Consider the following 23,047-nt stretch of genomic DNA (forward strand, 5'->3'; position numbering starts at 1 on the left):
TTCACCTCTCATGCTACATGTTCTGATTTTTTAATTTCATCAACACTAATATAGTAACCTTCATCGTAATCGAATGAACGATAGATTAAGCAAGCTAAAATACCAATGCCGCCGATTGCTGCAAGCCAGAACCAGCTAAATACTAATGCGAAACCTGCAAGACCGAAGAATCCAGACGCAATAATAGGCACACCAGAGTTACTTGGCATGTGAATTGGTTTGATGTCTTCTGCTGCTGGTGTAACTGTTTCTCCGCGTTTTTTCATGTACCAGAAAGCATCAGCTTCTTTGATTTCAGGAAGTTTCGCGAAGTTGTAATGTTGTACAGGAGATTGAGTTGCCCATTCAAGTGTACGGCCGTCCCATGGATCTCCAGTTGTGTCACGTTCACCGTGACGAGCACTCCAAATTACGTTGTAGCAAAGAAGTAGGAAGCCGATACCCATCATTACCGCACCAACAGATGCGATTTGGTTTAGCCATCCCCATCCAAGACTTTCAGAGTAAGTGTACATACGACGAGTCATACCGTCTAAACCTAAGAAGTACATTGGGAAGAAACAGATGTTGAATCCGCTCATAAAGATCCAGAATGTCCATTTACCTAGGCGTTCATTTAACATATGACCAGTCATTTTTGGATACCAGAATGTGAATCCAGCAAGCATAGCGAATACTGTACCTGCGATTAATACGTAGTGGAAGTGAGCGATTAGGAAGTAGCTGTTATGATACTGATAATCAGCTGCTGCCATACCAAGCATAACCCCTGTAACCCCACCGACTACGAAGTTTGGAATAAATGCCAATGACCAAAGCATTGGAACTGTAAAACGAATACGTCCTTTATACAGTGTAAACAACCAGTTAAAGATCTTAACCCCGGTTGGAATCGAAATCGCCATTGTCGAAATCGAGAAGAATGAGTTAACCGCTGGACCTGCACCCATCGTGAAGAAGTGGTGAAGCCATACGACGAAACTTAGTAAAGAAATTGCAACCATTGAGTATACCATCGCACTGTAACCGAATAGACGTTTACGTGAGAATGTACTAATGATTTCAGAGAAAATACCGAATGCCGGTAAAATAACGATATATACTTCAGGGTGACCCCATACCCAGAATAGGTTAGCCCATAACATTGGCATACCGCCGCTCGCCATCGTAAAGAAGTGAGCATCGAATAGACGGTCAAATGTCATTAATGCAAGAGCAACTGTTAATACTGGGAACGCGAAAATAATGATAATCGTTGTAATTAAGATTGACCAAGTAAACATTGGCATTCTCATTAAAGTCATACCAGGTGTACGCATTTTTAAGATAGTAACAAGGAAGTTAATACCTGTCATTAACGTACCGAGACCTGAAATCTGTAATGCAATTGCGTAGTAGTTATTTCCTACACCAGAAGTAAACTCTGTACCTGCCATTGGGAAGTAAGAAGTCCACCCAGCGTCTGGAGAACCACCGATTACGAAAGCGATGTTGAATAACATTGCTCCGACAAAGAATAACCAGAAACTTAAAGCATTTAAGAACGGATATGCAACGTCACGAGCACCAATTTGTAATGGTACTACAAGGTTCATTAATCCCATAACGAATGGCATCGCCATGAAAAGAATCATAACTGTACCATGTGTTGTGAAGATTCCGTTATAGTGTTCAGCGTTTAAATAAGTTGTTTCAGGGAATGTTAACTGTGCACGGATCATTAAACCGTCCATACCACCACGGAATAACATAATAACCGCAGAGATAATATACATGGCCCCAATCTTTTTATGGTCAACAGTTGTTAACCATTCGTCCCAAAGCCATTTCCATTTTTTATACTTAGTTAGTACGAAAATGATTGCTAATGTCACAAGAACGATAGAAGCGTCTGCACCGTAAATAATCGGGTCACCTGTGACAAAGAATTCATCAAGCTTCACTGTGTTCACTCCAATCTGTTGGAATTATAGCTATTATTTTTTGTTTTTGTAGTAGTTGTAATCACAATATTCAAGTGATTTTGGATCTACATAACTTAAGTGATGGCTAGAGAATGTCATACGACCAACTACACCAGGTTTAACAATTTCGTTGTACTTATCTTCTGTTAGTTTAGGAGCAGTTTGTTGTACTTCTTTAACCCACTTGTCATATTTCTCTTTAGTTTTTGCTTCAACTTCGAACTCCATGTGAGTAAATCCTTCACCAGAGAAGTTCGCGCTACGACCTAGGTAAGAACCTGGTTTGTCAGCTTGTAAATAAAGGTCCATAATCATGCCATCCATTGTGTACTTCATACCACCAAGTTCTGGTACCCAGAAAGCATTCATTGGGCCGACAGAAGTCAGTTTGAATTGAATTGGTACACCAGCTGGGATGTTTAAATAGTTAACGGTTTCAATTTTTTCCTCTGGGTAACTGAATAACCATTTCCAGTTTGCAGATGTAACATAAATCTCCACTGGTTTAATATGTTTGGACTCTTTCGGAACCTCTTCCGAAGCATAAGTTGCTTTTACTGTTGGAATCGATAATGCGATAACGATAATAACAGGAACAAGCGTCCAAATGATTTCTAATAATGTGTTACCGTGTTGTTCAGGTGGCTCATAGTCCATATTCTCTGGTTTTTCACGATAACGAATCAAGATGACTGTAAACAAGATGAATACAATTGCGATAATTAATGACATAAGCAAGAATGACCAAACAATTAAATCATACTGTGCTTTTGCAACAGGTCCTTGCGGATTTAATACTGCGAGTTTTTTATCACAGCCACCGAGGAACAGAAGTAATGATAACGGAAGAAGCGAAGCCAACTTCCAAAACGCTTTCTTTAGTTGCACGATTGAAAATCTCCTTTCTCCTTGGATTGAAACTATGCCAATAAAACAATATAAACCTATTAATTTATAGAAGGCAATAGTTTTTGAGATATTGTTAAAAAATAGACACAAATGCACACTTTTTAAGGTGAATATCATTTGTAACTTGATTACATTGTAAACTATTTTCCAGAGAAAAATGCGATTGTGAAAATTTTAAGATAAATAAAGTTATACCAGGATACCCAAGAAATAGAAAAAAGCTATCTTATCATAAGAAAGATAGCTGAATATTTCGTATATTTAGTTTATTTCTTGTGAAATAGTCTGTTGTTGTTCAAATGTGACAATTTTTTTATATTTCACTTGATATAAAATGTAACAAATGACCATAAATGGAATGCCGCAATAAAGAGCGATTCTCTGATCTGGAATGAAAGCTAAACTAACAAATGTAATAAAATTGAGTGAGAACGCTACGATTGGAACGAGCGGATAAAGTGGTGTGCGATATTTTAAATCATTTATGTCACCACCGTTTTTCACGAAGTTTCTACGGAAGAAAAACTGTGAAGCCGCAATTGACATCCAAACGACAACAGCAGCCATTGCTGCGATAGATGTTAAAACTAAAAAGACAGTATCTGCTGCAAATACACTTGTTAATAGGGATAGACTTGCAAAGATTAGACTGAAAATCAATGCGTTTAGTGGTACACCTTTTTTAGTTAATTTCGTAAATGCTGGACTTGCCATTCCTTGTTTTGCCATCGCCCAAAGCATACGCGAATTTGCGTATAGACCAGAATTGGCTACGGATAATACAGCTGTAATAATAACAAAGTTCATAATGTCTGCTGCATATGGAACACCAGCTACATCAAATACAAGTACAAATGGACTTTCGACTAGATTAGCCTCTTGCCACGGGAGTAAACCTACAACAACTGATATTGCTAGGACGAAGAAGAATAGTGTGCGCCAAATGGTATTTTTGATTGCTTTAGGAATTGTTTTTTCAGGATTTTCACTTTCTCCTGAAGCAATTCCGATTAATTCTGTTCCTTGGAAGGAGTAATTTACTGTGATCATCGTAAGAAGAACAGCTAATGCACCATTTGGAAATAGGCCGCCATTCTCAGTGAAATTGTGAAGCATTGGAGCTGGTTTTCCGTTAAAGTCTAGTAAACCGAACATAACTGCACCACCGAGTACGATGAAAACAACAATAGTTGCGACTTTTACACTTGCGAACCAAAATTCTGCTTCTGCATATGCTTTTGCTGATAAAGCGTTTACGAGAAAGAGTGCTGCCGCAAATGTAACACACCAAATCCACGAAGAAACGTCTGGAAACCATCGTTTCATTAAAATACTTACAGTTGTTAACTCTACTCCAACTGTAACAGCCCAATTTAACCAATACATCCAACCGACAACAAAACCAAAACCAGGTGAAATAAATTTGCTTGCATAGCTTTGGAATGAACCTGCTTCTGGCATAGCTACGGATAATTCACCAAGACATAACATCGTTAAATACATAACAAATCCACCGACTAAAAATGCAAGAATAGCACCACCAGGGCCGGCGTTATGGACGATTTGACCAGATCCCATAAATAGGCCAGTTCCGATAACACCACCAAGTGCAATCATAAATAGGTGTCTACTTTTCATTGTACGTTTTAAATCTGTTTGTTCTACTTGTTGATTCATATGCCCCTCACCCCGTTATTTTCTTATATGTATTAACTGGTTTTCATTCTGAGTTTTTAATCATTAGTGGGGGATGTGACACATACTCAGTTTATTTGCTATGAAATGAATGGAGTATGTAAAAAAACGAACTATGACTAAATACTCTAAGAATGGTTTTGTTAACAAGGTGACATCTTCACCATGTTAATAATTTTGATTTTAGCAAAATGTTGCTAAAAAGTATATTGTTTTTTCTTTTTATTAAAAATAATTAGAATTTTATAACGACGTAGTTATGAACAATAATTCACAGAATCTTTCTAGCAAACTAGCAAGAAGAAAGGTACAATGGTAAGAGGTATGTCTGTAAAATAATAATTAATGGAGTTTTGTTTAAAATGAAAAAGTTAAAATATCTTTTTGTTTTTGGAATTATATTTGCTGCAGCGTTTTTTATAGGGAAAGATAAGATTATACAAAAGGCACAAGTGCTACGCTTAGATTTTCTATCTGAAATGAAAGAAGCGGCTATGATTGAAAATGTTCCGTTTATAAAGCAGTTACCAGAATTACCTCGTGGATGTGAAGTGACAAGCTTAGCTATGTTGCTACAATATAAAGGTGTGCAAGTAGATAAGATGCAACTTGCTAGTGAAATTCATCGAGTTCCATTTGAACAAAATGGTTTGCGTGGAAATCCGTATGAGGGATTTGTTGGAAATATTTATACGAAAGCTGAACCAGGATATGGTGTATACAATAAACCAATCTTTAATTTAGCGGAAAAATATGTTTCTGAAAAAGTAATTAATCTAACAGATAGAGACGTGAATGATTTATATAAGGTAATTAGTTCTGGTTCTCCAGTATGGGTTATTATTAATACGACGTTTAAGCCGCTAGCTGAAAGTAGGTTTGAAACATGGAATACAAGTTCTGGTGAAGTGAAAATTACATATTTTGAGCATAGTGTAGTAGTAGTTGGATACGATCAAAACTTTGTATATGTAAATGATCCTCTAAAAAATAATCCGCGTTTCGCTGTTCCACGAGCAGAGTTTGAGAAAGCGTGGGAGCAAATGGGGAAACAAGCGATTACTATTTTATAATAATGAAAAAGTCATCATTTCGATGGCTTTTTATTTTTAAATAATTATAATAGAAAATTCAGAATATTCTTTTAAAAGTTAACAATTCACGTTATAATAACATTTAACTTGGTGAAGAAGGGGAGAAGAGAAATGGATGTTGCAAAAGAACTTGTTTTGTCAAAGGATCAGTTGGTTGAGTGGAGAAGGCATTTTCATAAGTATCCAGAGCTATCTTTTCAAGAAGAAAAAACATCACAGTTTGTGTTCGACATACTTCGGAAAATTCCACATTTAGAAGTGTCAAGACCTACGAAATATAGTGTAATGGCAAGATTAATTGGTAAGCAGCCAGGTAAAACCATTGCGGTTCGTGCTGACATGGATGCTCTCCCTATTCATGAAGAAAATGAGTTTGATTTTATTTCTGCATATCCAGGTGTAATGCATGCATGTGGCCATGATGGACATATAGCGATATTACTTGGAGTCGTACATAAGTTAGTAGAAGCAAGAGAGAAGATTAAAGGGGAGATTCGTTTTCTATTCCAACATGCTGAAGAAAACTTTCCAGGCGGTGCAGAGGAAATGGTCGCAGCAGGTGTAATGGAAGGTGTGGATTATATTATTGGTGCCCACCTTTGGGCGTCATTAGAGGTTGGGAAAGTAGGTGTAATTTATGGTCCCGCAATGGCTGCTCCAGATGTTTTTAAAATTATAATAGAAGGAAAAGGTGGACATGCTGGAATCCCTCATGAAACAGTTGATAGTATTGCCATCGGCACACAAGTGGTTTCGCAACTTCAGCAAATTGTCTCTCGCCTCACGAATCCGTTAGATTCTCTCGTAGTATCTGTTACGCAATTTCACGCTGGGACAACTCATAATGTGATTCCAGAACAAGCGGAGATTGAAGGGACAGTGCGGAGTTTAAGACATGAGTTGCGAGAAGAAACAGAGAAAAGAATTGAACAGATTGTAAAGCATGTGACGGAAGCTTACGGAGCGAAATATACGTTTTCTTATGAATATGGATATCGTCCCGTCGTAAATGATTATAAAGTTACAGAGATTATTGAGCAAACAGCATTACAGCTTTATGGAAGAGAACGAGTTACTCGTTTACAGCCGACAATGGCTGGAGAAGATTTTTCAGCGTTTTTACAAAAAGTACCAGGGACATTCTTTTTTATCGGAGCAGGAAATAAAGAGAAAGGAATTATATATCCTCACCATCACCCTCGTTTTACGATTGATGAAGATGCATTACCAATTGGCGTGCAAGTCTTTGTATCATCGATTATGAATTTCATAAGTAAAGGAGAATGAAATGAAGAAAATACACGTATTCGCGCTTATTCCAGTTTTTTGTTTAGTTGTTGGCCCCGTATTTGCTAATTCAGTTACTCCTTACATATTAGGGATGCCATTTTTATTATTTTGGATATTATTATCAGTGCTTATTACATCTCTTTGTATGGGGATTGTATACGTATTTGATCCTGCTAATAAGGGGGATGTAAAATGACCGCATTACTTATCATTATTTTATTTTTGTTTCTCGCACTATTTTTGGGAATTCGGGCGCAACATGGAAAAGATATGAATTTAGAGCAATGGTCAGTTGGAGGAAGAGGCTTTGGTACTATTTTTGTTTTTCTTCTTATGGCAGGTGAAATTTATACGACATTCACATTTTTAGGTGGAAGTGGATGGGCGTATAGTAAAGGAGCACCTACTTTTTATATTTTAGGTTATGGTGCGTTAGCTTATATTTTATCTTATTTTTTATTACCACCAGTTTGGAAGTATGCAAAAGAGCATAATTTAGTTTCACAGCCAGATTTTTTTGTGAAGAAATATAAGAGTCAGGCACTTGGCCTTATCGTTTCTATCATTGGGGTTATTTCGATTATCCCATACCTTGTTTTACAGTTAAAAGGATTAGGAATTATCGTTTCGGAAGCGTCTTACGGAAGGGTATCACCAGTTATCGCAGTGTGGATTGGCGCAATTGTTATAACGATATATGTAATGGTTTCAGGTATACACGGCTCTGCTTGGACGGCCGCTTTGAAGGATATTATGATCCTGTTTATCGTTATGTTTTTAGGTATATATTTACCGTACCATTATTACGGAGGATTTCAGCCGATGTTTGAAGCTGTAGAAGCAGCAAAACCAGGATTTTTATCTTTACCTGATGAAGGAATGAGCATTTCTTGGTTTGTTTCTACTATTATATTAACAGCTCTCGGTTTCTATATGTGGCCCCATACATTTGCCTCTGCTTTCTCTGCAAAAAATGAAAAAGTATTTCGTAAAAATGCGGCCATTATGCCACTGTACTCTTTAGTTTTACTTTTCGTGTTCTTTGCAGGGTTCGCAGCTATTTTGCAAGTTCCTGGATTAAAGGGAGGGGATGTAGACCTTTCGTTATTCCGTCTGGCTCTTCAAACTTTTGATCCTTGGTTTATTGGGATTATTGGTAGTGCTGGAGTTTTAACGGCATTAGTTCCAGGTTCTATGCTTGTCATGGCCGCTTCTACATTATTAGCGAAAAATATTTACCGAACAATGGTCCCATCTGCCTCGGATCGACAAGTGGCAAAAGTAGCGAAATTATTTGTTCCTGTAGTAACGCTTGTAGCTGTTTTGTTTACTTTTAAAGGTGGAGAAACGATAGGAGCACTTCTTTTAATGGGATATAGTATAGTGACACAACTTTTCCCGGCACTTGTATGTAGTTTGTTTCCACGTCAGACTATTACGAAGCAAGGAGCAATTGCCGGGATGGGGATTGGGTTATTAGTGGTTGCGTATATTACTTTATCTGGTTCAACTATAGCTACGATGTTTCCGGGTTTCCCTCAATATATAAAAGATTTAAATGTAGGTATAGTCGCGCTGTTAATGAATATGATTGTGATGTTTATCGTTAGCGGATTCACCAAAAATGTATCTATAAAGAAAGACAATATAATAGTAGAAAAGTAATTCGTATGCTAGAGCTATCTTTGAAAAGAGATAGCTCTTTTTTTGTATATATTTTCTTCTATTAGCGGAATCTAACTAAAAACTTGTTGAAAAGGAAGTTAGGTGGGGGATTTGTTAGAGCTAAAAGGTAACTTATTTGAAGTTATGAAAGAAATTAGAGATGAGTTAGGTTCGCCTAATGATTTGACAATTAGGGAAGTTGCCCTTGCTGGTAGTTTTACACGTTGTGCTGTTGTCTTTTTATGTGGGTTAACAGATAAGGATAACGTTTATAAATATGTAGTTCGTACGCTTCAATATGAAGAGATACAAAAAGACGAAGCTGTTGTTCAAACATTATTAGATCGCTTTATTTCTATTGCAGAAGTTGGTAAGAAGACAACATTTCCGGATATTATAAATGCGATTTTAGCGGGAGATACAGTTATATTAATTGATAATATTCAAACTGCTATCGTGATTAATAGTAGAGCTTGGGAAAAAAGAAGTTTAGAACCGCCAGTAACAGAAGATTTAATACGTGGACCGAGGATAGGATTAAATGAAGATATTAACGTGAATAAAATGTTAATTCGCCGTAGTTTACGTGACCCAAAGCTGAGATTTCAATCTTATATTATGGGAAAGAGATCCCAAAAAGAAGTGACTTTAGTATATATAGAAGACATTATTAATCCTTACATTGTAAAAGAGCTAGATCGGCGTCTTCAATCCATAGTGACAGATGTTGTTTTTGAGACGGGTACAATTGAGCAATTAATTCAAGATAATAATTTGTCGCCGTTTCCGCAGTTTTTGAATACGGAAAGGCCTGATAATATTGTGGCCTCATTAGCGAAAGGAAAGGCAGCTATTTTGGTGGATGGATCCCCGTTTGCGCTTATAGCTCCGCTAGTATTTGTCGATATTTTTCAATCTGTGGAAGATCATTATGAACGCTGGGTGATCGGAACGTTATTAAGAATTTTGCGGATGGGTTCTGGTATAGTTGCAATTTTAATGCCGGCGATGTATGTAGCGCTCGTCTCATATCACCAAGGACTTATTCCTTCTAAATTGGCTTATTCGATTGCTGGAGCAAGAGAAGGTGTTCCGTTTCCTGCCTATATTGAAACGTTAATGATGGCATTAACGATGGAGTTAATACGAGAAGCAGGAATTAGGTTGCCGAAACCGATGGGACAAACAATTGGGATTGTAGGTGGTCTTGTAATTGGAGAGGCAGCGGTGAATGCAGGAATTGTAAATCCATTTTTAGTTATCATTATTGCGGTTACAGCTATTGCTACATTTTCACTTCCGGTGTATAGCATCACAATTACGTTTCGGATTTTACTTTTCGTCTTCGTTTTAGCAGCAACTGCTTTTGGTTTGTATGGAATCATTCTAGCTCTTATTGCGCTTGCTGTTCATATTACAAATTTAACAAGTGTTGGTGTACCGTATACAACTCCAATTGCACCCGCATTTTATAAAGATTGGAAAGAAGAGTTTATTCGCATGCCAAAATCAATGTTGAAAGAGAGACCGGAATATTTACAAACGAAAGATTCTACAGTACGTCCAAAGGAGCGAGAATAATTGAAACCATTTGAGTATGGCGATGAAGAAATTGGATCTCGGGAAATTGGGTTTGCGGTATCATCGACCATTATTGGTATAGGCGCATTATCTATGCCAAGGGATATTGCAAACCAAACATTATTTTCAGATGGTTGGATTATTTTGCTTTTGGGTGGATTGATATGTGCAGTTTTAGGTTGGTTTGTAACGAGGGTGGCTATTTTATTTCCAAAACAAAACTTTGTTCAATATACAAGCATACATTTGACGAAGCCTGTTGCATATACAATTAGTAGCATTTTAGTATTGACGTTTGCGGCTTTGACAGCATATGAATCGCGGATGATTGCAATTATTTCGCAAACGTATTTATTTAGTGATACGCCGGTACAGCTCCTATCTTTCTTCTTCTTATTAGTTGTTATCTATGGAATAGCAGGGTCGAGAGCAGCTTTATTACGATTAAATGTTATGTTCTTACCTATTGTTTTAATTGCAATAGTGCTTCTTTCTTTATTAAATATAAATTTAATGGAAATAAACAATTTGTTTCCAGCTTTCCAAACGGAAGTAAGTCAATACGCTGTTGGGGTTAAAAATTCTATATTCACATTTATTGGATTTGAGGTAGCTCTGTTTTATGCTGTGTTGTTGAATGATAAGACGGCGAAAAAAGCACCGATGGCAGTTGCAAAAGCTGTGATGGTAAACGTGTTGTCATACATTTTAATTTATGTAACTTGTATTAGTGTTTTTACGTATATGACAACACGTGGATTGACATATCCGACAATTGAATTAGGGAAAGAAATTGAAATTGGTGGAGGATTTTTAGAAAGGTTCGACGCGATTTTTTTTACGACTTGGATTATTACTATTTATAACACGACAGCAATGTATTATGACGTCGCCTCTTTATTATTTTGTGCCATGTTTCCGAAAGTGAAGAAACATATTTTTATTTTCGGGAGCGCGCCTCTGATTTTTATGCTGAATATGCTCCCGGGTAATTTAAATACGTTATCAAGTTACGGAACGTATTTAGCGTGGATAGATATGGGATTTGTCGTATTAGCTCCTTTGCTAGTTTTTATTGTATATAAAATGAAAAGAAGGAATGGTAGAAATGAAACACCTTCTTAAAATGATAATGGTTATGGTTTTAGTTGGATCTATAAGTGGGTGCTCTGAACTAGAAGAAATAGAAGAAAGAGGCTTTGTAGTAGGCGCAGCTTACGATATTGTGAAGAAAAAGAAATCAAATCCGATTATGAAAGGGACGTATCAGATGGTACTTCCCAGTAAGTTAGCACAACAAGGTGGACAGGGCGATGGAGATAGTGAAAATTATATTAACGTAAGTGCGAAAGCAGATAGCGTCTTTGAGCAAATAAGAATAATTGCTAAAAAAATTAGTCGAACATTATTTTTTCCGCATATACAAGTCATTATTTTTTCGGATGAATTACTAGCAAATCCGTATGTTTTGCAAAATACGTTAGATGTATATTTTCGTGACCATGAAATGAGAAGAAATATTCGTTTGTTCGTTTCCAAGAAAAATGCAGAATCTATTTTAAAACAGAGTGCAAAACCTGAAAACTTACCGGCGCAGTACATTGATATGTTAGCTGAACATCCTCCGAAAAACGCTCAAATGATTGAGGCGGCGAGAATTGGTGAAGTACAAGGGAAAATGATTGCAGATCGAAGTTTTGCATTACCTCTCTTAGGGTTAACTAAACAAGGCGTACAAATGGAAGGAGCGGCATTGATCCGTGGAAAGGATAATAAGTGCGTTGGAACTTTGAATGGAGAACAAACATTAGGAATGAACTATGTAATAGGTAAAAAAATTGGAGGTTTCTTTACTGTTCGTAAAAAGAATCAGCTCATTACATATGAAATTCATAAGTTGCGCCGAAAGATCCGAGTGTCTACTGAAAATGCTACAAAACCGAAGTTTGATATTCATTTGTCCACAGAAGGCATATTAGCTGAGTTACATTTTAATGAACCAAAACAAGTGATGAATGAAAAATTTTTAAAGAAAGAGATTTCAAAGGAGATGAAGAAGCGTATTGAAAAGTCTATACAGCTTGTTCAAAAAAATATAAGGTAGATGTATTGGAATTAGGAGAGGTATATAAGAGGCATAATTATAAAGAGTGGAAGAAAGTTAGTAAGAATTGGGATCAAGGCCAGAATTATTTTAGTAATGCTGAAATTAATGTTCACGTTGATCCAACAATTGAACATTCAGGTTCAGCATTACCAAAGAAAGTGAAGTAAGGTGATGGAAGTTGTTTACTGGATTGGGAATTAGTTGCACAATATTAATGGCGATTCTTCCAGGCGCTATATACTTTATTCATAAGAAACTCACAACGTATGGAGCGCAGCCTTGGAATGCTGATGTGCAAAAAAAGAAACCTGAATGATTTCAGGTTTCTTTCGTGCAAAGCATATGTGAAGGGGGATACCTTCTATGTATGCTTTACTTTACACAAGCCCTAACCAATGTACCAATTGTGTAGAGAGGAATGTCACAACAATGGCGATAACGGTAGGGATTGCAAACGATAAGAATGTCCATTTTGCACTTTTTGTTTCTTTATATATGTTAACCAGTGTTGTTCCGCATGGGAAATGAAGAAGTGAGAACAACATTGTGTTTAACGCTGTTAACCAAGTCCAACCATTTTCTAAGAATAAATTTTTAATTTGATTAAAATCATCAATTTCAGTTAAAGCTCCGGTTGATAAGTAAGACATTAATAAAATCGGGATAACAATTTCATTCGCTGGTAGTCCAAGAATAAACGCAGCTAGAATAAAGCCGTCAAGTCCTAACATTTTAGCAAATGGATCTAGAAAATTTACAAAATACATAAGTAAGCTTGTGTCACCGATGAAAATATTAGCTAGTAACCAAGTTAATGCAGCCGCAGGGGCAGCTACAACAACAGCTCGTTTTAAAACATAAACTGATTTATCGAGTGTTGCGCGTACAATTGTATTCCAAACCTTTGGCTTACGGTACGGCGGTAACTCAAGTGTGTAGTGGGTTGGAACGCCTTTTAAAGCTGTTTTGGATAGTACCCAAGAAACAGTTAATGTCATAACGATACCAATTACAACCATTCCAACTACAACGCCGGCAGTAACAAGTGTTTGCATACTACCTGTATAACCAGCAGCCATAAATAATGAGGCCATTAAAATTAACATAGGCCAGCGACCGTTACAAGGTACGAAGTTATTTGTTAAGATTGCAAGCATACGTTCACGTGGTGATTCAATAATACGTGTTGACATAATAGCTGCAGCGTTACAACCAAAGCCCATTGCCATTGTTAAAGATTGTTTACCGTGTGCACCAGAGCGTTTGAATAAGCGGTCCATATTAAACGCAACGCGTGGTAAGTATCCATAGTTTTCTAATAGTGCGAACATAGGGAAAAAGATGGCCATAGGTGGTAACATAACGCTAATAACAGCGCCGATACCACGGAATAAACCAAGTATTAAAATGCCATGTAACCATTCAGGTGCGTGTGCTGCTTGGAACCAAGAAGTTAAATATCCTTCGGTCCATCCGAAAAACTCAGCAATCATATCAGATGGTACGTTAGCACCAGCGATTGTAAGATAAAAAATGATAGATAAAATACCGAGCATAATTGGGAATCCCCATATTGGAGATGTGAAAATTTTATCTAGTTTTTCAGAACGATACAATTTATCCGTATTTGTATATTGAACAGATTCTTTACAGATACTTGCAGATGTTCGATAAATATCTCCGACAATATCATCTCGTATATCTTCTTTTGAAAGTGTTTGAGCGTGTTGAATAATGTAGTCTAATGGAAGAGCTTTACTGGCTGAGTGAGATTCCATTGATTACGACCTCCCTTACAAGTGGTTCGTTATGATGTTTTTCAAGTGCAGTTAAGAAATTTTTATCTCCATCTAATATACGTAATGCAATCCAACGTGCTGGATACGTATCACCGAATACTTTATAAATTTGTGGTTCTAATTCTCGAATCATATTTTCGATTTTTTCACTATAAGTAACTTTAATTGGTGCTGGAATTAGCTTTTTATTTGCTACTTTAGCAATGACATTTAGTAAATGACCGATGCCTACTCGGTTACGAGCGGAAATCTTAACTACAGGTACACCAAGTGATTTTGCTAATTTTTTTTCATCGATAACGATGCCTTTTTTCTCAGCTTCATCAATTAAGTTAATACAAATGACTACGTTACTCGTCATTTCCATTACTTGAAGTGCTAAATTTAAATTTCTTTCCATTGCTGTTGCATCTACAACAACTACAGTTACTTCTGGTTTTTCAAATATAATATAATCCCTTGCTACTTCTTCATCCGCAGAATTTGAATATAGTGAGTAAGTCCCAGGTAAATCTATTAATGTATATTTACTACCGTTATGTTCATATTCTCCTTCAGCTTTTAAAACAGTTTTTCCCGTCCAGTTTCCAGTATGTTGTTTTAAACCTGTTAAAGTATTAAATAATGTACTTTTCCCGGTATTTGGGTTGCCAGCTAAAGCAATGCGATGTTTGCTCATCTGAAATCATCTCCTATTAATACCCCGAAAATAAGGGAACTTTCTTCCTTGCGTAGTGCGATAGTTGTGTTGCTTACTTGATAAGCGACCGGATCTCCAAGTGGGCTGCGTTGTAATACTTTAATTGTTGCGCCTGGGATGAATCCTAAATCTAATAAGCGTCGTTTCATAGTTCCTTCTAATTGTATCTTCTCAATTTGTACAAACTCTCCAGTCTTAAATTCGGAAAGTGGTTTTATATTAGCCGATGCCATAAAAGTTACCTCATCTCTATATTGTTAGTTTAAGTTTAAAAAGTTTCCTTAGGTAAACTTTTTGTTAGTAATATAGTAGACTACATTGGATGATGCTGTCAATTGGTACTTTAAAAATATTCATTTATTTTTAGAATTGTTCCAATTTATTTAGTTGTACTAAAAAATATTACTGAAATTCTGTGTAATGTACATAAATTAGGCGCGTAAAAGTAACAAAATACAACGGAATTGTAAATGTAACTTTAACTAAAAGGAAAAAAGAGTGAAAAATATTTACATTGAATTTACATTATTAAGAATAAATTTACATTGTAGCCTAATTAGTGTGGATTTTGTTGGGTTTTTCAACTATAAATGTTGGGATTCCTAGTTTTTAAGGGGTATTATCGTCATTTACTTAAAATTAAAAATTGCTTAACACTCACATAATATTATTGTCCTACAATGAATTTGTGTTCGAAAGAAGTAGATAAATGTGAAAAGTGATAATCCAAATGGGGGTACAAGACATGGTTATGAAAAAGGGTATTAAATTTTCTTTAGCAGCTTTAGTGGTAGCGGGTTCATTAGTGGGATGTGGAAAAGCAGAAGAGACGTCAGGTAAAGATGCTAAAGGAAGCGATAATGCAAAACAAGAATTGTCAGGTACGATAGCAGCTGCAGGATCTACAGCACTTCAACCTCTTGCAGAGGAAGCTGGAAAGAAATTTATGGAGAAAAATTCAAACGTTTCTATTCAAGTGCAAGGTGGCGGTAGTGGAACTGGAATTAACCAAGTAGCTTCTGGTGCGGTCCAAATTGGTAACTCAGATGTTCCATCTGCAGATAAAATAAAAGATGCTGATAAGGCGAAAGAATTAGTAGATAACAAGGTAGCGGGTATTGCATTCGCACTTGTCGTAAATAAAGATGTAAAAGTTGATAATTTAACAGTACAACAAGTACAAGATATCTTCACTGGAAAAGTAACAAACTGGAAAGAGGTAGGCGGGAAAGATGAAAAAATTAACGTAATTAACCGTCCAGCTTCTTCTGGTACACGTGCTACATTTGAAAAAACAATTATGAAAGACGCGAAAATTAATGATGGAACTGGTACTACACAAGATTCTAACGGTGCAGTAGAACAAGCGATTAACTCTACTCCAGGTTCAGTGAGTTATTTAGCAATGTCTTACATGGTTGGCGAGAAAAAAGGTGCGCTACAAACAGTGAAAATTGATGGTGCTGAACCAAAAGTTGAAAACATTGCGTCTGGTAAATATCCATTCTGGTCTTACGAGTACATGGTAACGAAAGGTGAGGCAAAAGAAGCAACAAAAGCTTACATTGACTATGTAAAAGGTAAAGATTTTGAAAAGCAAGTAGAAGATATGGGTTATATTCCAATGTCTAAATTAAATAAGTAATAAAATTTATGGGGCTGGCTGCAAGGCCAGTCCTGTTCATTTCAATTTATGAAGTGGGGTCTGTCCTGTGATGAAGGGGAAAAAACAAATTAATTACGTGAAAAGTGAATATATAGGAAGATCACTTGTTACGTTTTGTGGTATTTTTATTGTTTTAGTTACATTAGCTATTATTGCGTTTATTTGCGGTAAAGGAATTCAATCTTTTACGCAAAGTGGTATCTCGTTTACTGAAATGTTAACATCGACAAAATGGAGTCCAAATGCTGATGGGGGAACTTTCGGGGCTGTAATTTTTATTGTAGGTTCAACGGTGGTTTCGTTAGGTGCGGTTATTATTAGTGCGCCAATTGCTATAGCTCTTGCTATATTCATGAATTTAATTTCGCCGAAGTTTGGAAATAAAGTATTGAAGCCTGTTTTAGAATTATTAGTTGGTATTCCTTCGGTTGTATACGGATTATTAGGGGTTACAATCTTAGTACCGCTATTACGTGATTCGTTTGGAGGAGTGGGCTTTAGTTTAATTGCAGGTATTGTTGTATTAAGTATAATGATTTTGCCTACTATTGCTAGTATCGCTTCTGATGCAATACGCTCTGTTCCATTTGATTATTTAGAAGCTTCTTATGGTTTAGGATCAACGAAATGGCAAGCGATTAGTCGAGTAATTGTTCCTGCTGCGAAAAAAGGGATTTTAACAGGTGTTGTTTTAGGTTTAGCGCGTGCTTTTGGTGAAGCGTTAGCGGTTCAAATGGTAATTGGGAATACGGTTAAATTACCAGAAGGAATATATAGCCCGACAGCAACGTTAACTGGTATTTTGACAATGGATATGACAAATACATTAAACGGAACTGCTTGGAACAATGCGCTATGGACTTTAGCAATGATTTTACTTGTTATTTCATTCCTGTTTATTTTAGTTATTCGAGCAATTGGGCAAAGAGGTGAGCGATAATAATGAATGCAAGGACGGTAAATAAAGTTTGGACAGGTATCTTTTATGCGGTTGCGGCTTTAGTTGTAGCTTTACTAGTGTTCTTAGTATTTGAGATTTTACAAAAGGGATGGGGTTTTTGGGATCCTAATTTCCTGTTTGGAGAACCAAGCAATACAAGAGCTGGTGGTGGGATTGGTCCGCAGTTATTCAATTCATTCTATATGCTTGTTATAACGCTTATTATATCTATTCCACTTGGATTAGGCGCTGGAATATATTTAGCAGAGTATGCAAAACAAGGACGTTTTTTAAACTTTGTTCGTTTATGTATTGAGACAATGGCATCTTTACCTTCTATTGTTGTTGGTTTATTCGGTTTGTTAGTGTTCGTTACAATGACAGGATGGGGATACACAGTAATGGGTGGTGCCCTTGCTTTAACAATTTTAAACTTGCCAGGTTTAACTCGTGTTTGTGAAAATGCGATTTCAGAGGTTCCTTCTAATGTGAAAGAGGCGAGTCTTGGATTAGGTGCAACAAAGTGGCAAACGATCACTCGTATTATTATTCCGTCGTCATTACCGCAAATTATTACAGGCGTTATTTTAGCGGCAGGTCGTATATTTGGTGAAGCGGCGGCATTAATTTATACAGCGGGTTTAACATCTCCAATTTTAAATTCAGCAGCGGACTTCTCAAGTCCTGCTCATCCTTTAAATCCATTTAGACCAGCTGAAACGTTAGCGGTTCACATTTGGAAGTTAAATTCTGAAGGGATTATCCCAGATGCGAAGTTAATTGCGACAAAATCTGCAGCTGTATTAATTATTATGGTATTACTATTCAATGTTATTTCACGATTAGTAGCATCTATATTGCACAAACGTTTTACAGGAGCGAAAAGAAAAAGTAAAACGACGAAGAAGGTAAAAGCTGCATAAGCTGTAAAGGGGAACTCTCTACTTATAAGTAGGGGGTTCTTTTTGTATTTTAATATAGAAGGAAAAGGTATAGCGATTATTGAATTTGTAATTCGTTATATAGATAAAGTGAAATTTTAAACAGTGGGGTTTTACTGCTCACAAATAGCGGGATAAAAAGATGAAAATGAGGGAGTGGGTTTAATTTGTTTTTTCTGCAAATGTCAGGTTTTCCAGGATCGGGAAAATCCACAGTTTCTAAGTATATAGGGGAGTTAACAGGTGCTATAATTGTAGATCATGACGTTTTGAAATCAGCATTGTTAAGATCACTAGAAGTGAAAGGTATTGAATCAACGATTATTGGTGGACTTGCGTATGATGCTGAATGGGCATTGATTGATTCATATTTAGAACAAGGACATAGTGTGATATTGGATAGTCCATGTCTATCCCGCATTTAACGGGCAGTAAGACCCCCACCTCAAAATTCAGCGAAAGCAAAGAAGTTAGGTGGGGGATTAACTGCCCGTAAAAGCCCGATTGGTTCAACTAATAATCAGTGGGGATGAACAAACCCCACTGATTAAAGTTTCACTTTATATGAAGGGATGGTTGAAAAAGGAATTAAGCTGTCTAATAAACATGGTGTGAAATATAAATATATTGAGTGTTATCTGAATGATATGGAAGAGATTAATATGAGACTACAAACACGTAAGCGTCTGGTCAGTCAAATTGGAAAGGTAGAGTCGGAAGTAGCTTTTAAAAAGTGGTTAAATGGTAGTAAAAGACCTCTAAATAGTGAATATCTTATTGTGAATTCTAGTGAACCTCTAGAGCGGTATGCAGAAAAAATGATGGATTATATGAGTAGGTAGAGAAAAAGCGTTATCTTCATTCGTGAAGATAACGCTTTTTCGTTTAAATATCAGGTGTTTCTGTAGAAGTATTTATTTTTCTACGAGAGCGTCTTTTTCTCCCGATTTTATCTAATAGTTCATACATTACAGGAACGACTACTAATGTAAGGACAGTTGAGACTGCTAAACCGCCGATGACAACGACTGCCAAACTTTTCGATACCATACTTCCTGCTTGTGATTGACCGAATAGGAGTGGTAGCATAGCGACGATTGTTGTAATAGCTGTCATAATAATTGGGCGTAATCTAGTGGAACCTGCTTCAAGTAAGGCCTCTCTCGTTTCCATACCGTGTTCCCGGTTTTGTTGTACTCTTTCTATTAATACGATAGCGTTTGTAACGACAATCCCGATTAACATTAATGCGCCGATCAAGGAATTTACATCAACTGGTGTTCCTGAAATGATTAATCCTAAAATACCGCCGACAGCAGCTAATGGCAAGGAGAACAAGATTGCAAAAGGAGCACGCGCCTGCCCAAAGGTAATAACCATAATTAAATATACAATCCCGATTGCAATCCCCATAATCTTGAATAAATCTGTGAAGTTCTCTTGCATAGATTCAGTGGCGCCTGCGATATTTACTTTGGCTCCGCTAGGTAAATCTAAGTCGGCTATCGCTTTGTTCACTTCTGCGCTTACCTTACTTAAATCTTCATTTGAAGCTTCTGCGGTAATTTGAATGGTTTCTTTTCCATCTTTATGGAAGACTTCTGTTTGAAGTTGTTTTTCTGAAATAGTTGCAATGTCTTTTAAAGGAATTGGTCCATTAATAGGTGATAGTATGTTTGTGTTTAAAATGTCTTCTTGTTTCGTAATGCTTTCTTTTTTATGTTCTATCATAATAGTAGTTTTTTCGTTATTGATTGAAACTTCACCAATAGGTGATTTCTTCATAAGGAATGCTACTTGTTGAGCTGCTAATTCTGGTGTTAATCCTAGTTGTTCGGCCTTTGTTTGATCAACATGGATTTGCCATTCTTTCTTAGAGTCTTCTAAATTCGTTTTTACTTTAGAAAGATCATCCATATCTTTTAGTTTTGTTTCGACGATAGTAGCAGCCTCTTTTAAATTCGCTTCGTTAGTGGCTGTTACGTTGAATTGCAAATTATTGCCGCCGCCAGAGCTTGAATAACTCATTTTTATATAATCAAGTTCAGCGGGTTCAAAAGTTTTATGTTCTTTCTTTAACTCTTTAATATACTGATCAATATCAGAACCTTTTTTAAAGACTACCAATATACTTGCGAGATTATTTTTGGTCGTTTGCCCCCATTGTGCATCTTCTGCGCTAGATCCCATTCGTAAAATAACATCCGTTACATCTGAATTAGAAAGTAGCTTCTTTTCGAAATCAAAGGCTTTTTGTTTTTGTGTTTCAGGAGCGTAATCAGCTGGGAAAGTCATATTAATAGATAACATTGTGTCGTCTTCAGATTTTATATTCGCTTTCGGTAGTAATACATAGGCAGCAATCGATCCTGCGAATAATAAAAAAGAAGTAAGTAGAATAATGAATTTATGCGAAAGAGCCCACTTTAATGTAGCCACATATCGTGGTGAAGAACTTGGCTTTTTGTGTTTTGTTTTTTTGAGTAGTAAAAAAGCCATAAGTGGAACAACTGTTAGTGCAACGATTAAGGACGATAGTATAGAATATACGACCGCTAATACCATAGGTAACATTAATTTTCCGATTACTCCTGATACGAGGCCGATAGGTAAAAAAACAGCGACCGTTGTTAAGGTGGAAGAAGTAATTGCGACGGCGACCTCTTTCGTTGCATCGAGAATAATATCTTTAGAGAAAGATTCCTTTTGTAACCGGCGGAAAATATTCTCAATGACAACGATGCTATCATCGACGAGACGTCCAACTGCAACGGCTAAACCACCAAGTGTTAGAGTGTTAAGTGTGATGTTAGATTGGTGTAGTAAAAAGAGTGTTAATAAAATAGATAATGGAATACTGACAACAGCAATGAGCGTCGTTCGGAAGTTACGTAAAAAGATTAAGATAATTAGAGTTGCCGCAATTGCTCCAAGGATTACTTCTTTTCCCATACTAGTAACAGCATTTTCAACTTGCTCATGAGTTGATGCTAAAAGTTTAATAGAAAACTGATCTTTATATTGTTTACTTATATCTTTAATTTTTTTATCGATTTCTTTTCCGGTTGCAACTGCATTTTTACTTGGCTCTTTCATGATGATTAATCCAGTGCCTTCTTCGCCGTTTATATGTGAGATTGTATCGTAGTGTTGTTTAAGTTCAATTTGAGAAACATCTTGTAATTTAACTTGAGGTGCAACAGTGATGTTTTTAATGTCATCTACATTCTTTATATCCCCGATGACACGAAGGTTATATTCTTCTTTATTAACGGTAACAGCTCCAGCTGGAGTGGAAGTTTCTTTTCCTTGTAAAACCTTTAATATTTGTTCCGTTGTTACGTTTTTATCTTTTAATTGGTTTGGGTCTAGTATAATAGATAATTCGGAAGTTGATTTTCCAAAAAACATAACGTTGGCAACGCCATCAATGCTTTCGAGTTGTGGTACGATTTCCTTTTCGATTTGTTTTTCATCTGCTTTTGAAAATCCGTTTTGCTTTTGGATTGCAATTTGAGCGAGTGGAATCATAGAAGTATTTAATTGGCTAACTATCGGTTTCGTTGCATCTTTAGGTAATTTAATTGTATTAATGGCCTTTTCAACTTCACGTGCGGCATCTTTCATATTTGCTTTGGATGTATACGCGATATCGATGCGTGATAATCCTTCGTGAGTAGAAGAGGTGATGTTGTCGATGTGTTCTAAGTTGCGAAATTGTTTTTCAAGGGGATCGGTTACTTCTTTTGTCATTGCTTCAGCGTCGAGTCCTGGAGATAAAGTTGTGACGGTGACTGCGGGATTATCGATGCTAGGTAAAAATTCCATAGGTAATTTAGAGCCGGAATAAACACCGAGTATGGAAATGAGAAAAACCATGATGATAACAGCGGCGCGGTTTTTTAATGAAAACTTCGTTAACCTATCCATAAAGTAATTCCTCCATTGGTTTATTTGTAGTTGAGTACGTCCTTTCTACTATATAACAAAAAATGGATATTTTTCATTAATTAAATGTAAAAAAATTCTAACAATAATCTTAAGTTGATGTTTCGTTGGAATTTCGTTATCTATCCCGCCGTTGGTCGGACGATAAAATTCTCACCTCGAATTCGGTTGGGGTGGAGCTATCTGCCAACAACCGGTTCTTTCAATTAGTAATGATTTGTGTGGAGGGACAAAAAATCAACATGTGCGCATTATTAGGAAGTGGCGAAGCTATTTTCTTTTTAAATGTGGACTTTAATGTAGAAGAGAATGAAAAGGTGGGAGGGATTATGAAAGGCAGTTTGGTTAATTAGAGTGTATTGGTATACAATCAAAATACTTATTTTCAGTAGAGAGAATAAAAGGTTTTACTATAGAAGAAAGTAGGATAGATAATTTTTTTTATTTTTTATAAAAAACACTTGTTATTTAAAAAGCATGATGGTATATTAATAAACGTCGCTGATGCGGAAACGCAGAAAACGACAAAAAAGAAATTTTAAAACTTAGTTGACATCGAAAAATGAAGATGTTAATATGATGAAGTCGCTTCTGAGCGGCGGACAAGTTCTTTGAAAACTGAACGAAACAAACAACGTGAAACGTCAATTTTTATTTTATGATGCTAGACAAACTAACTTTATTGGAGAGTTTGATCCTGGCTCAGGATGAACGCTGGCGGCGTGCCTAATACATGCAAGTCGAGCGA

The 23,047-nt window shown here is 36.4% G+C and carries 18 protein-coding genes, 1 rRNA gene and 3 pseudogenes; 15 read left to right on the top strand and 7 right to left on the bottom strand.

The window, feature by feature from the left end; translation table 11 throughout:
• Nucleotides 1-8: 8 nt before the first annotated feature.
• The 3 genes from qoxB to RCJ96_RS22815 all read right to left on the bottom strand — a co-directional run bounded on the left by qoxB (nucleotide 9) and on the right by RCJ96_RS22815 (nucleotide 4,550).
• On the bottom strand, nucleotides 9-1,943 hold the full coding sequence (gene qoxB / locus RCJ96_RS22805) for a cytochrome aa3 quinol oxidase subunit I (protein WP_000762372.1): 1,935 nt from the start codon (nucleotides 1,941-1,943) through the stop codon (nucleotides 9-11).
• Nucleotides 1,944-1,976: 33 nt separating this feature from the next.
• Nucleotides 1,977-2,852, bottom strand: a complete 876-nt coding sequence (locus tag RCJ96_RS22810) for a cytochrome aa3 quinol oxidase subunit II (protein WP_001176167.1) — start codon at nucleotides 2,850-2,852, stop codon at nucleotides 1,977-1,979.
• 282 nt (nucleotides 2,853-3,134) lie between these two features.
• Nucleotides 3,135-4,550: an amino acid permease gene (locus tag RCJ96_RS22815; protein ID WP_001076078.1), complete on the bottom strand. Its 1,416-nt coding sequence runs from the start codon at nucleotides 4,548-4,550 to the stop codon at nucleotides 3,135-3,137.
• A 380-nt stretch (nucleotides 4,551-4,930) separates the two neighbouring features.
• Here RCJ96_RS22815 and RCJ96_RS22820 point away from each other — a divergent pair, with 380 nt between their 5' ends.
• The 8 genes and pseudogenes from RCJ96_RS22820 (at nucleotide 4,931) to RCJ96_RS22855 (ending at nucleotide 12,621) form a co-directional block, all read left to right on the top strand.
• Nucleotides 4,931-5,641 carry a C39 family peptidase gene (locus tag RCJ96_RS22820; protein WP_270795579.1) on the top strand — a complete coding sequence of 237 codons (711 nt, stop codon included), beginning with the start codon at nucleotides 4,931-4,933 and terminating at the stop codon, nucleotides 5,639-5,641.
• Nucleotides 5,642-5,773: 132 nt separating this feature from the next.
• Nucleotides 5,774-6,949, top strand: coding sequence for an amidohydrolase (locus RCJ96_RS22825; protein ID WP_416504396.1), 1,176 nt, complete (start codon nucleotides 5,774-5,776; stop codon nucleotides 6,947-6,949).
• Nucleotide 6,950: 1 nt separating this feature from the next.
• The gene (locus RCJ96_RS22830; protein WP_270795583.1) at nucleotides 6,951-7,148 is read left to right on the top strand and encodes a DUF3311 domain-containing protein; all 198 of its coding nucleotides are present in this window, start codon (nucleotides 6,951-6,953) and stop codon (nucleotides 7,146-7,148) included.
• Nucleotides 7,145-8,617 carry a sodium:solute symporter family protein gene (locus tag RCJ96_RS22835; RefSeq protein ID WP_000125912.1) on the top strand — a complete coding sequence of 491 codons (1,473 nt, stop codon included), beginning with the start codon at nucleotides 7,145-7,147 and terminating at the stop codon, nucleotides 8,615-8,617. Before RCJ96_RS22830 ends, RCJ96_RS22835 begins: the two co-directional genes overlap by 4 nt.
• Before the next feature lie 102 nt (nucleotides 8,618-8,719).
• Nucleotides 8,720-10,198: a spore germination protein GerLA gene (gerLA, locus tag RCJ96_RS22840; protein ID WP_136445391.1), complete on the top strand. Its 1,479-nt coding sequence runs from the start codon at nucleotides 8,720-8,722 to the stop codon at nucleotides 10,196-10,198.
• A complete protein-coding gene (gene gerLB / locus RCJ96_RS22845; RefSeq protein WP_074607321.1) occupies nucleotides 10,199-11,323 on the top strand; it encodes a spore germination protein GerLB in 1,125 nt (374 codons plus the stop codon).
• A pseudogene (gene gerLC, locus RCJ96_RS22850) lies at nucleotides 11,307-12,472 on the top strand (spore germination protein GerLC). The gene gerLB and the pseudogene gerLC overlap by 17 nt, the downstream one beginning before the upstream one ends.
• 11 nt (nucleotides 12,473-12,483) lie before the next feature.
• Nucleotides 12,484-12,621: a hypothetical protein gene (locus RCJ96_RS22855; RefSeq protein WP_071742034.1), complete on the top strand. Its 138-nt coding sequence runs from the start codon at nucleotides 12,484-12,486 to the stop codon at nucleotides 12,619-12,621.
• Between the two features lie 61 nt (nucleotides 12,622-12,682).
• Here RCJ96_RS22855 and RCJ96_RS22860 read toward each other — a convergent pair whose 3' ends face one another.
• From RCJ96_RS22860 to RCJ96_RS22870, 3 genes are read right to left on the bottom strand one after another with little or no spacing between them, the layout of a single operon-like run.
• A complete protein-coding gene (locus RCJ96_RS22860) occupies nucleotides 12,683-14,083 on the bottom strand; it encodes a nucleoside recognition domain-containing protein (RefSeq protein ID WP_074607317.1) in 1,401 nt (466 codons plus the stop codon).
• Nucleotides 14,061-14,783, bottom strand: a complete 723-nt coding sequence (locus RCJ96_RS22865; protein WP_000033860.1) for a FeoB small GTPase domain-containing protein — start codon at nucleotides 14,781-14,783, stop codon at nucleotides 14,061-14,063. Before RCJ96_RS22865 ends, RCJ96_RS22860 begins: the two co-directional genes overlap by 23 nt.
• Nucleotides 14,780-15,037: a FeoA family protein gene (locus tag RCJ96_RS22870; RefSeq protein ID WP_446699848.1), complete on the bottom strand. Its 258-nt coding sequence runs from the start codon at nucleotides 15,035-15,037 to the stop codon at nucleotides 14,780-14,782. The genes RCJ96_RS22865 and RCJ96_RS22870 overlap by 4 nt, the downstream gene beginning before the upstream one ends.
• 512 nt (nucleotides 15,038-15,549) lie before the next feature.
• On the opposite strand from RCJ96_RS22870, the gene RCJ96_RS22875 reads away from it, so the two are divergent.
• The 5 genes and pseudogenes from RCJ96_RS22875 to RCJ96_RS22895 all read left to right on the top strand — a co-directional run.
• Nucleotides 15,550-16,449, top strand: coding sequence for a phosphate ABC transporter substrate-binding protein PstS (locus RCJ96_RS22875; RefSeq protein ID WP_000245119.1), 900 nt, complete (start codon nucleotides 15,550-15,552; stop codon nucleotides 16,447-16,449).
• Between the two features lie 70 nt (nucleotides 16,450-16,519).
• A complete protein-coding gene (pstC, locus tag RCJ96_RS22880) occupies nucleotides 16,520-17,410 on the top strand; it encodes a phosphate ABC transporter permease subunit PstC (protein ID WP_416504400.1) in 891 nt (296 codons plus the stop codon).
• Between the two features lie 2 nt (nucleotides 17,411-17,412).
• On the top strand, nucleotides 17,413-18,333 hold the full coding sequence (pstA, locus tag RCJ96_RS22885) for a phosphate ABC transporter permease PstA (RefSeq protein WP_000994142.1): 921 nt from the start codon (nucleotides 17,413-17,415) through the stop codon (nucleotides 18,331-18,333).
• A 185-nt stretch (nucleotides 18,334-18,518) separates the two neighbouring features.
• Nucleotides 18,519-18,761 (top strand): annotated as a pseudogene (locus RCJ96_RS22890) (AAA family ATPase); the annotation flags it as partial.
• A gap of 150 nt (nucleotides 18,762-18,911) precedes the next feature.
• Nucleotides 18,912-19,193 (top strand): annotated as a pseudogene (locus tag RCJ96_RS22895) (AAA family ATPase); the annotation flags it as partial.
• A gap of 43 nt (nucleotides 19,194-19,236) precedes the next feature.
• On the opposite strand, the gene RCJ96_RS22900 reads toward RCJ96_RS22895, so the two are convergent.
• Entirely contained in the window at nucleotides 19,237-22,281 is a 3,045-nt protein-coding gene (locus RCJ96_RS22900; RefSeq protein ID WP_270795595.1) for an efflux RND transporter permease subunit, read from the bottom strand.
• A gap of 125 nt (nucleotides 22,282-22,406) precedes the next feature.
• Between RCJ96_RS22900 and RCJ96_RS22905 the strand changes: the two genes are divergently transcribed.
• Both RCJ96_RS22905 and RCJ96_RS22910 read left to right on the top strand, forming a co-directional pair.
• Nucleotides 22,407-22,652, top strand: a complete 246-nt coding sequence (locus RCJ96_RS22905) for a hypothetical protein (protein ID WP_141108656.1) — start codon at nucleotides 22,407-22,409, stop codon at nucleotides 22,650-22,652.
• Between the two features lie 326 nt (nucleotides 22,653-22,978).
• A 16S ribosomal RNA gene (locus RCJ96_RS22910) occupies nucleotides 22,979-23,047 on the top strand; the annotation flags it as partial.

The sequence above is a fragment of the Bacillus sp. BSL6 genome (genome assembly GCF_052928345.1).

Excerpts from the sequence above, each read along its gene's own strand:
- RCJ96_RS22825 (WP_416504396.1), top strand. The coding sequence starts at position 5,774 with ATGGATGTTGCAAAAGAACTTGTTTTGTCAAAGGATCAGTTGGTTGAG.
- RCJ96_RS22815 (WP_001076078.1), bottom strand. The coding sequence starts at position 4,550 with ATGAATCAACAAGTAGAACAAACAGATTTAAAACGTACAATGAAAAGT.
- RCJ96_RS22830 (WP_270795583.1), top strand. The coding sequence starts at position 6,951 with ATGAAGAAAATACACGTATTCGCGCTTATTCCAGTTTTTTGTTTAGTT.
- RCJ96_RS22860 (WP_074607317.1), bottom strand. The coding sequence starts at position 14,083 with ATGGAATCTCACTCAGCCAGTAAAGCTCTTCCATTAGACTACATTATT.
- RCJ96_RS22820 (WP_270795579.1), top strand. The coding sequence starts at position 4,931 with ATGAAAAAGTTAAAATATCTTTTTGTTTTTGGAATTATATTTGCTGCA.
- RCJ96_RS22865 (WP_000033860.1), bottom strand. The coding sequence starts at position 14,783 with ATGAGCAAACATCGCATTGCTTTAGCTGGCAACCCAAATACCGGGAAA.
- RCJ96_RS22875 (WP_000245119.1), top strand. The coding sequence starts at position 15,550 with ATGGTTATGAAAAAGGGTATTAAATTTTCTTTAGCAGCTTTAGTGGTA.
- pstA (WP_000994142.1), top strand. The coding sequence starts at position 17,413 with ATGAATGCAAGGACGGTAAATAAAGTTTGGACAGGTATCTTTTATGCG.
- RCJ96_RS22870 (WP_446699848.1), bottom strand. The coding sequence starts at position 15,037 with ATGGCATCGGCTAATATAAAACCACTTTCCGAATTTAAGACTGGAGAG.
- pstC (WP_416504400.1), top strand. The coding sequence starts at position 16,520 with ATGAAGGGGAAAAAACAAATTAATTACGTGAAAAGTGAATATATAGGA.
- RCJ96_RS22835 (WP_000125912.1), top strand. The coding sequence starts at position 7,145 with ATGACCGCATTACTTATCATTATTTTATTTTTGTTTCTCGCACTATTT.
- RCJ96_RS22900 (WP_270795595.1), bottom strand. The coding sequence starts at position 22,281 with ATGGATAGGTTAACGAAGTTTTCATTAAAAAACCGCGCCGCTGTTATC.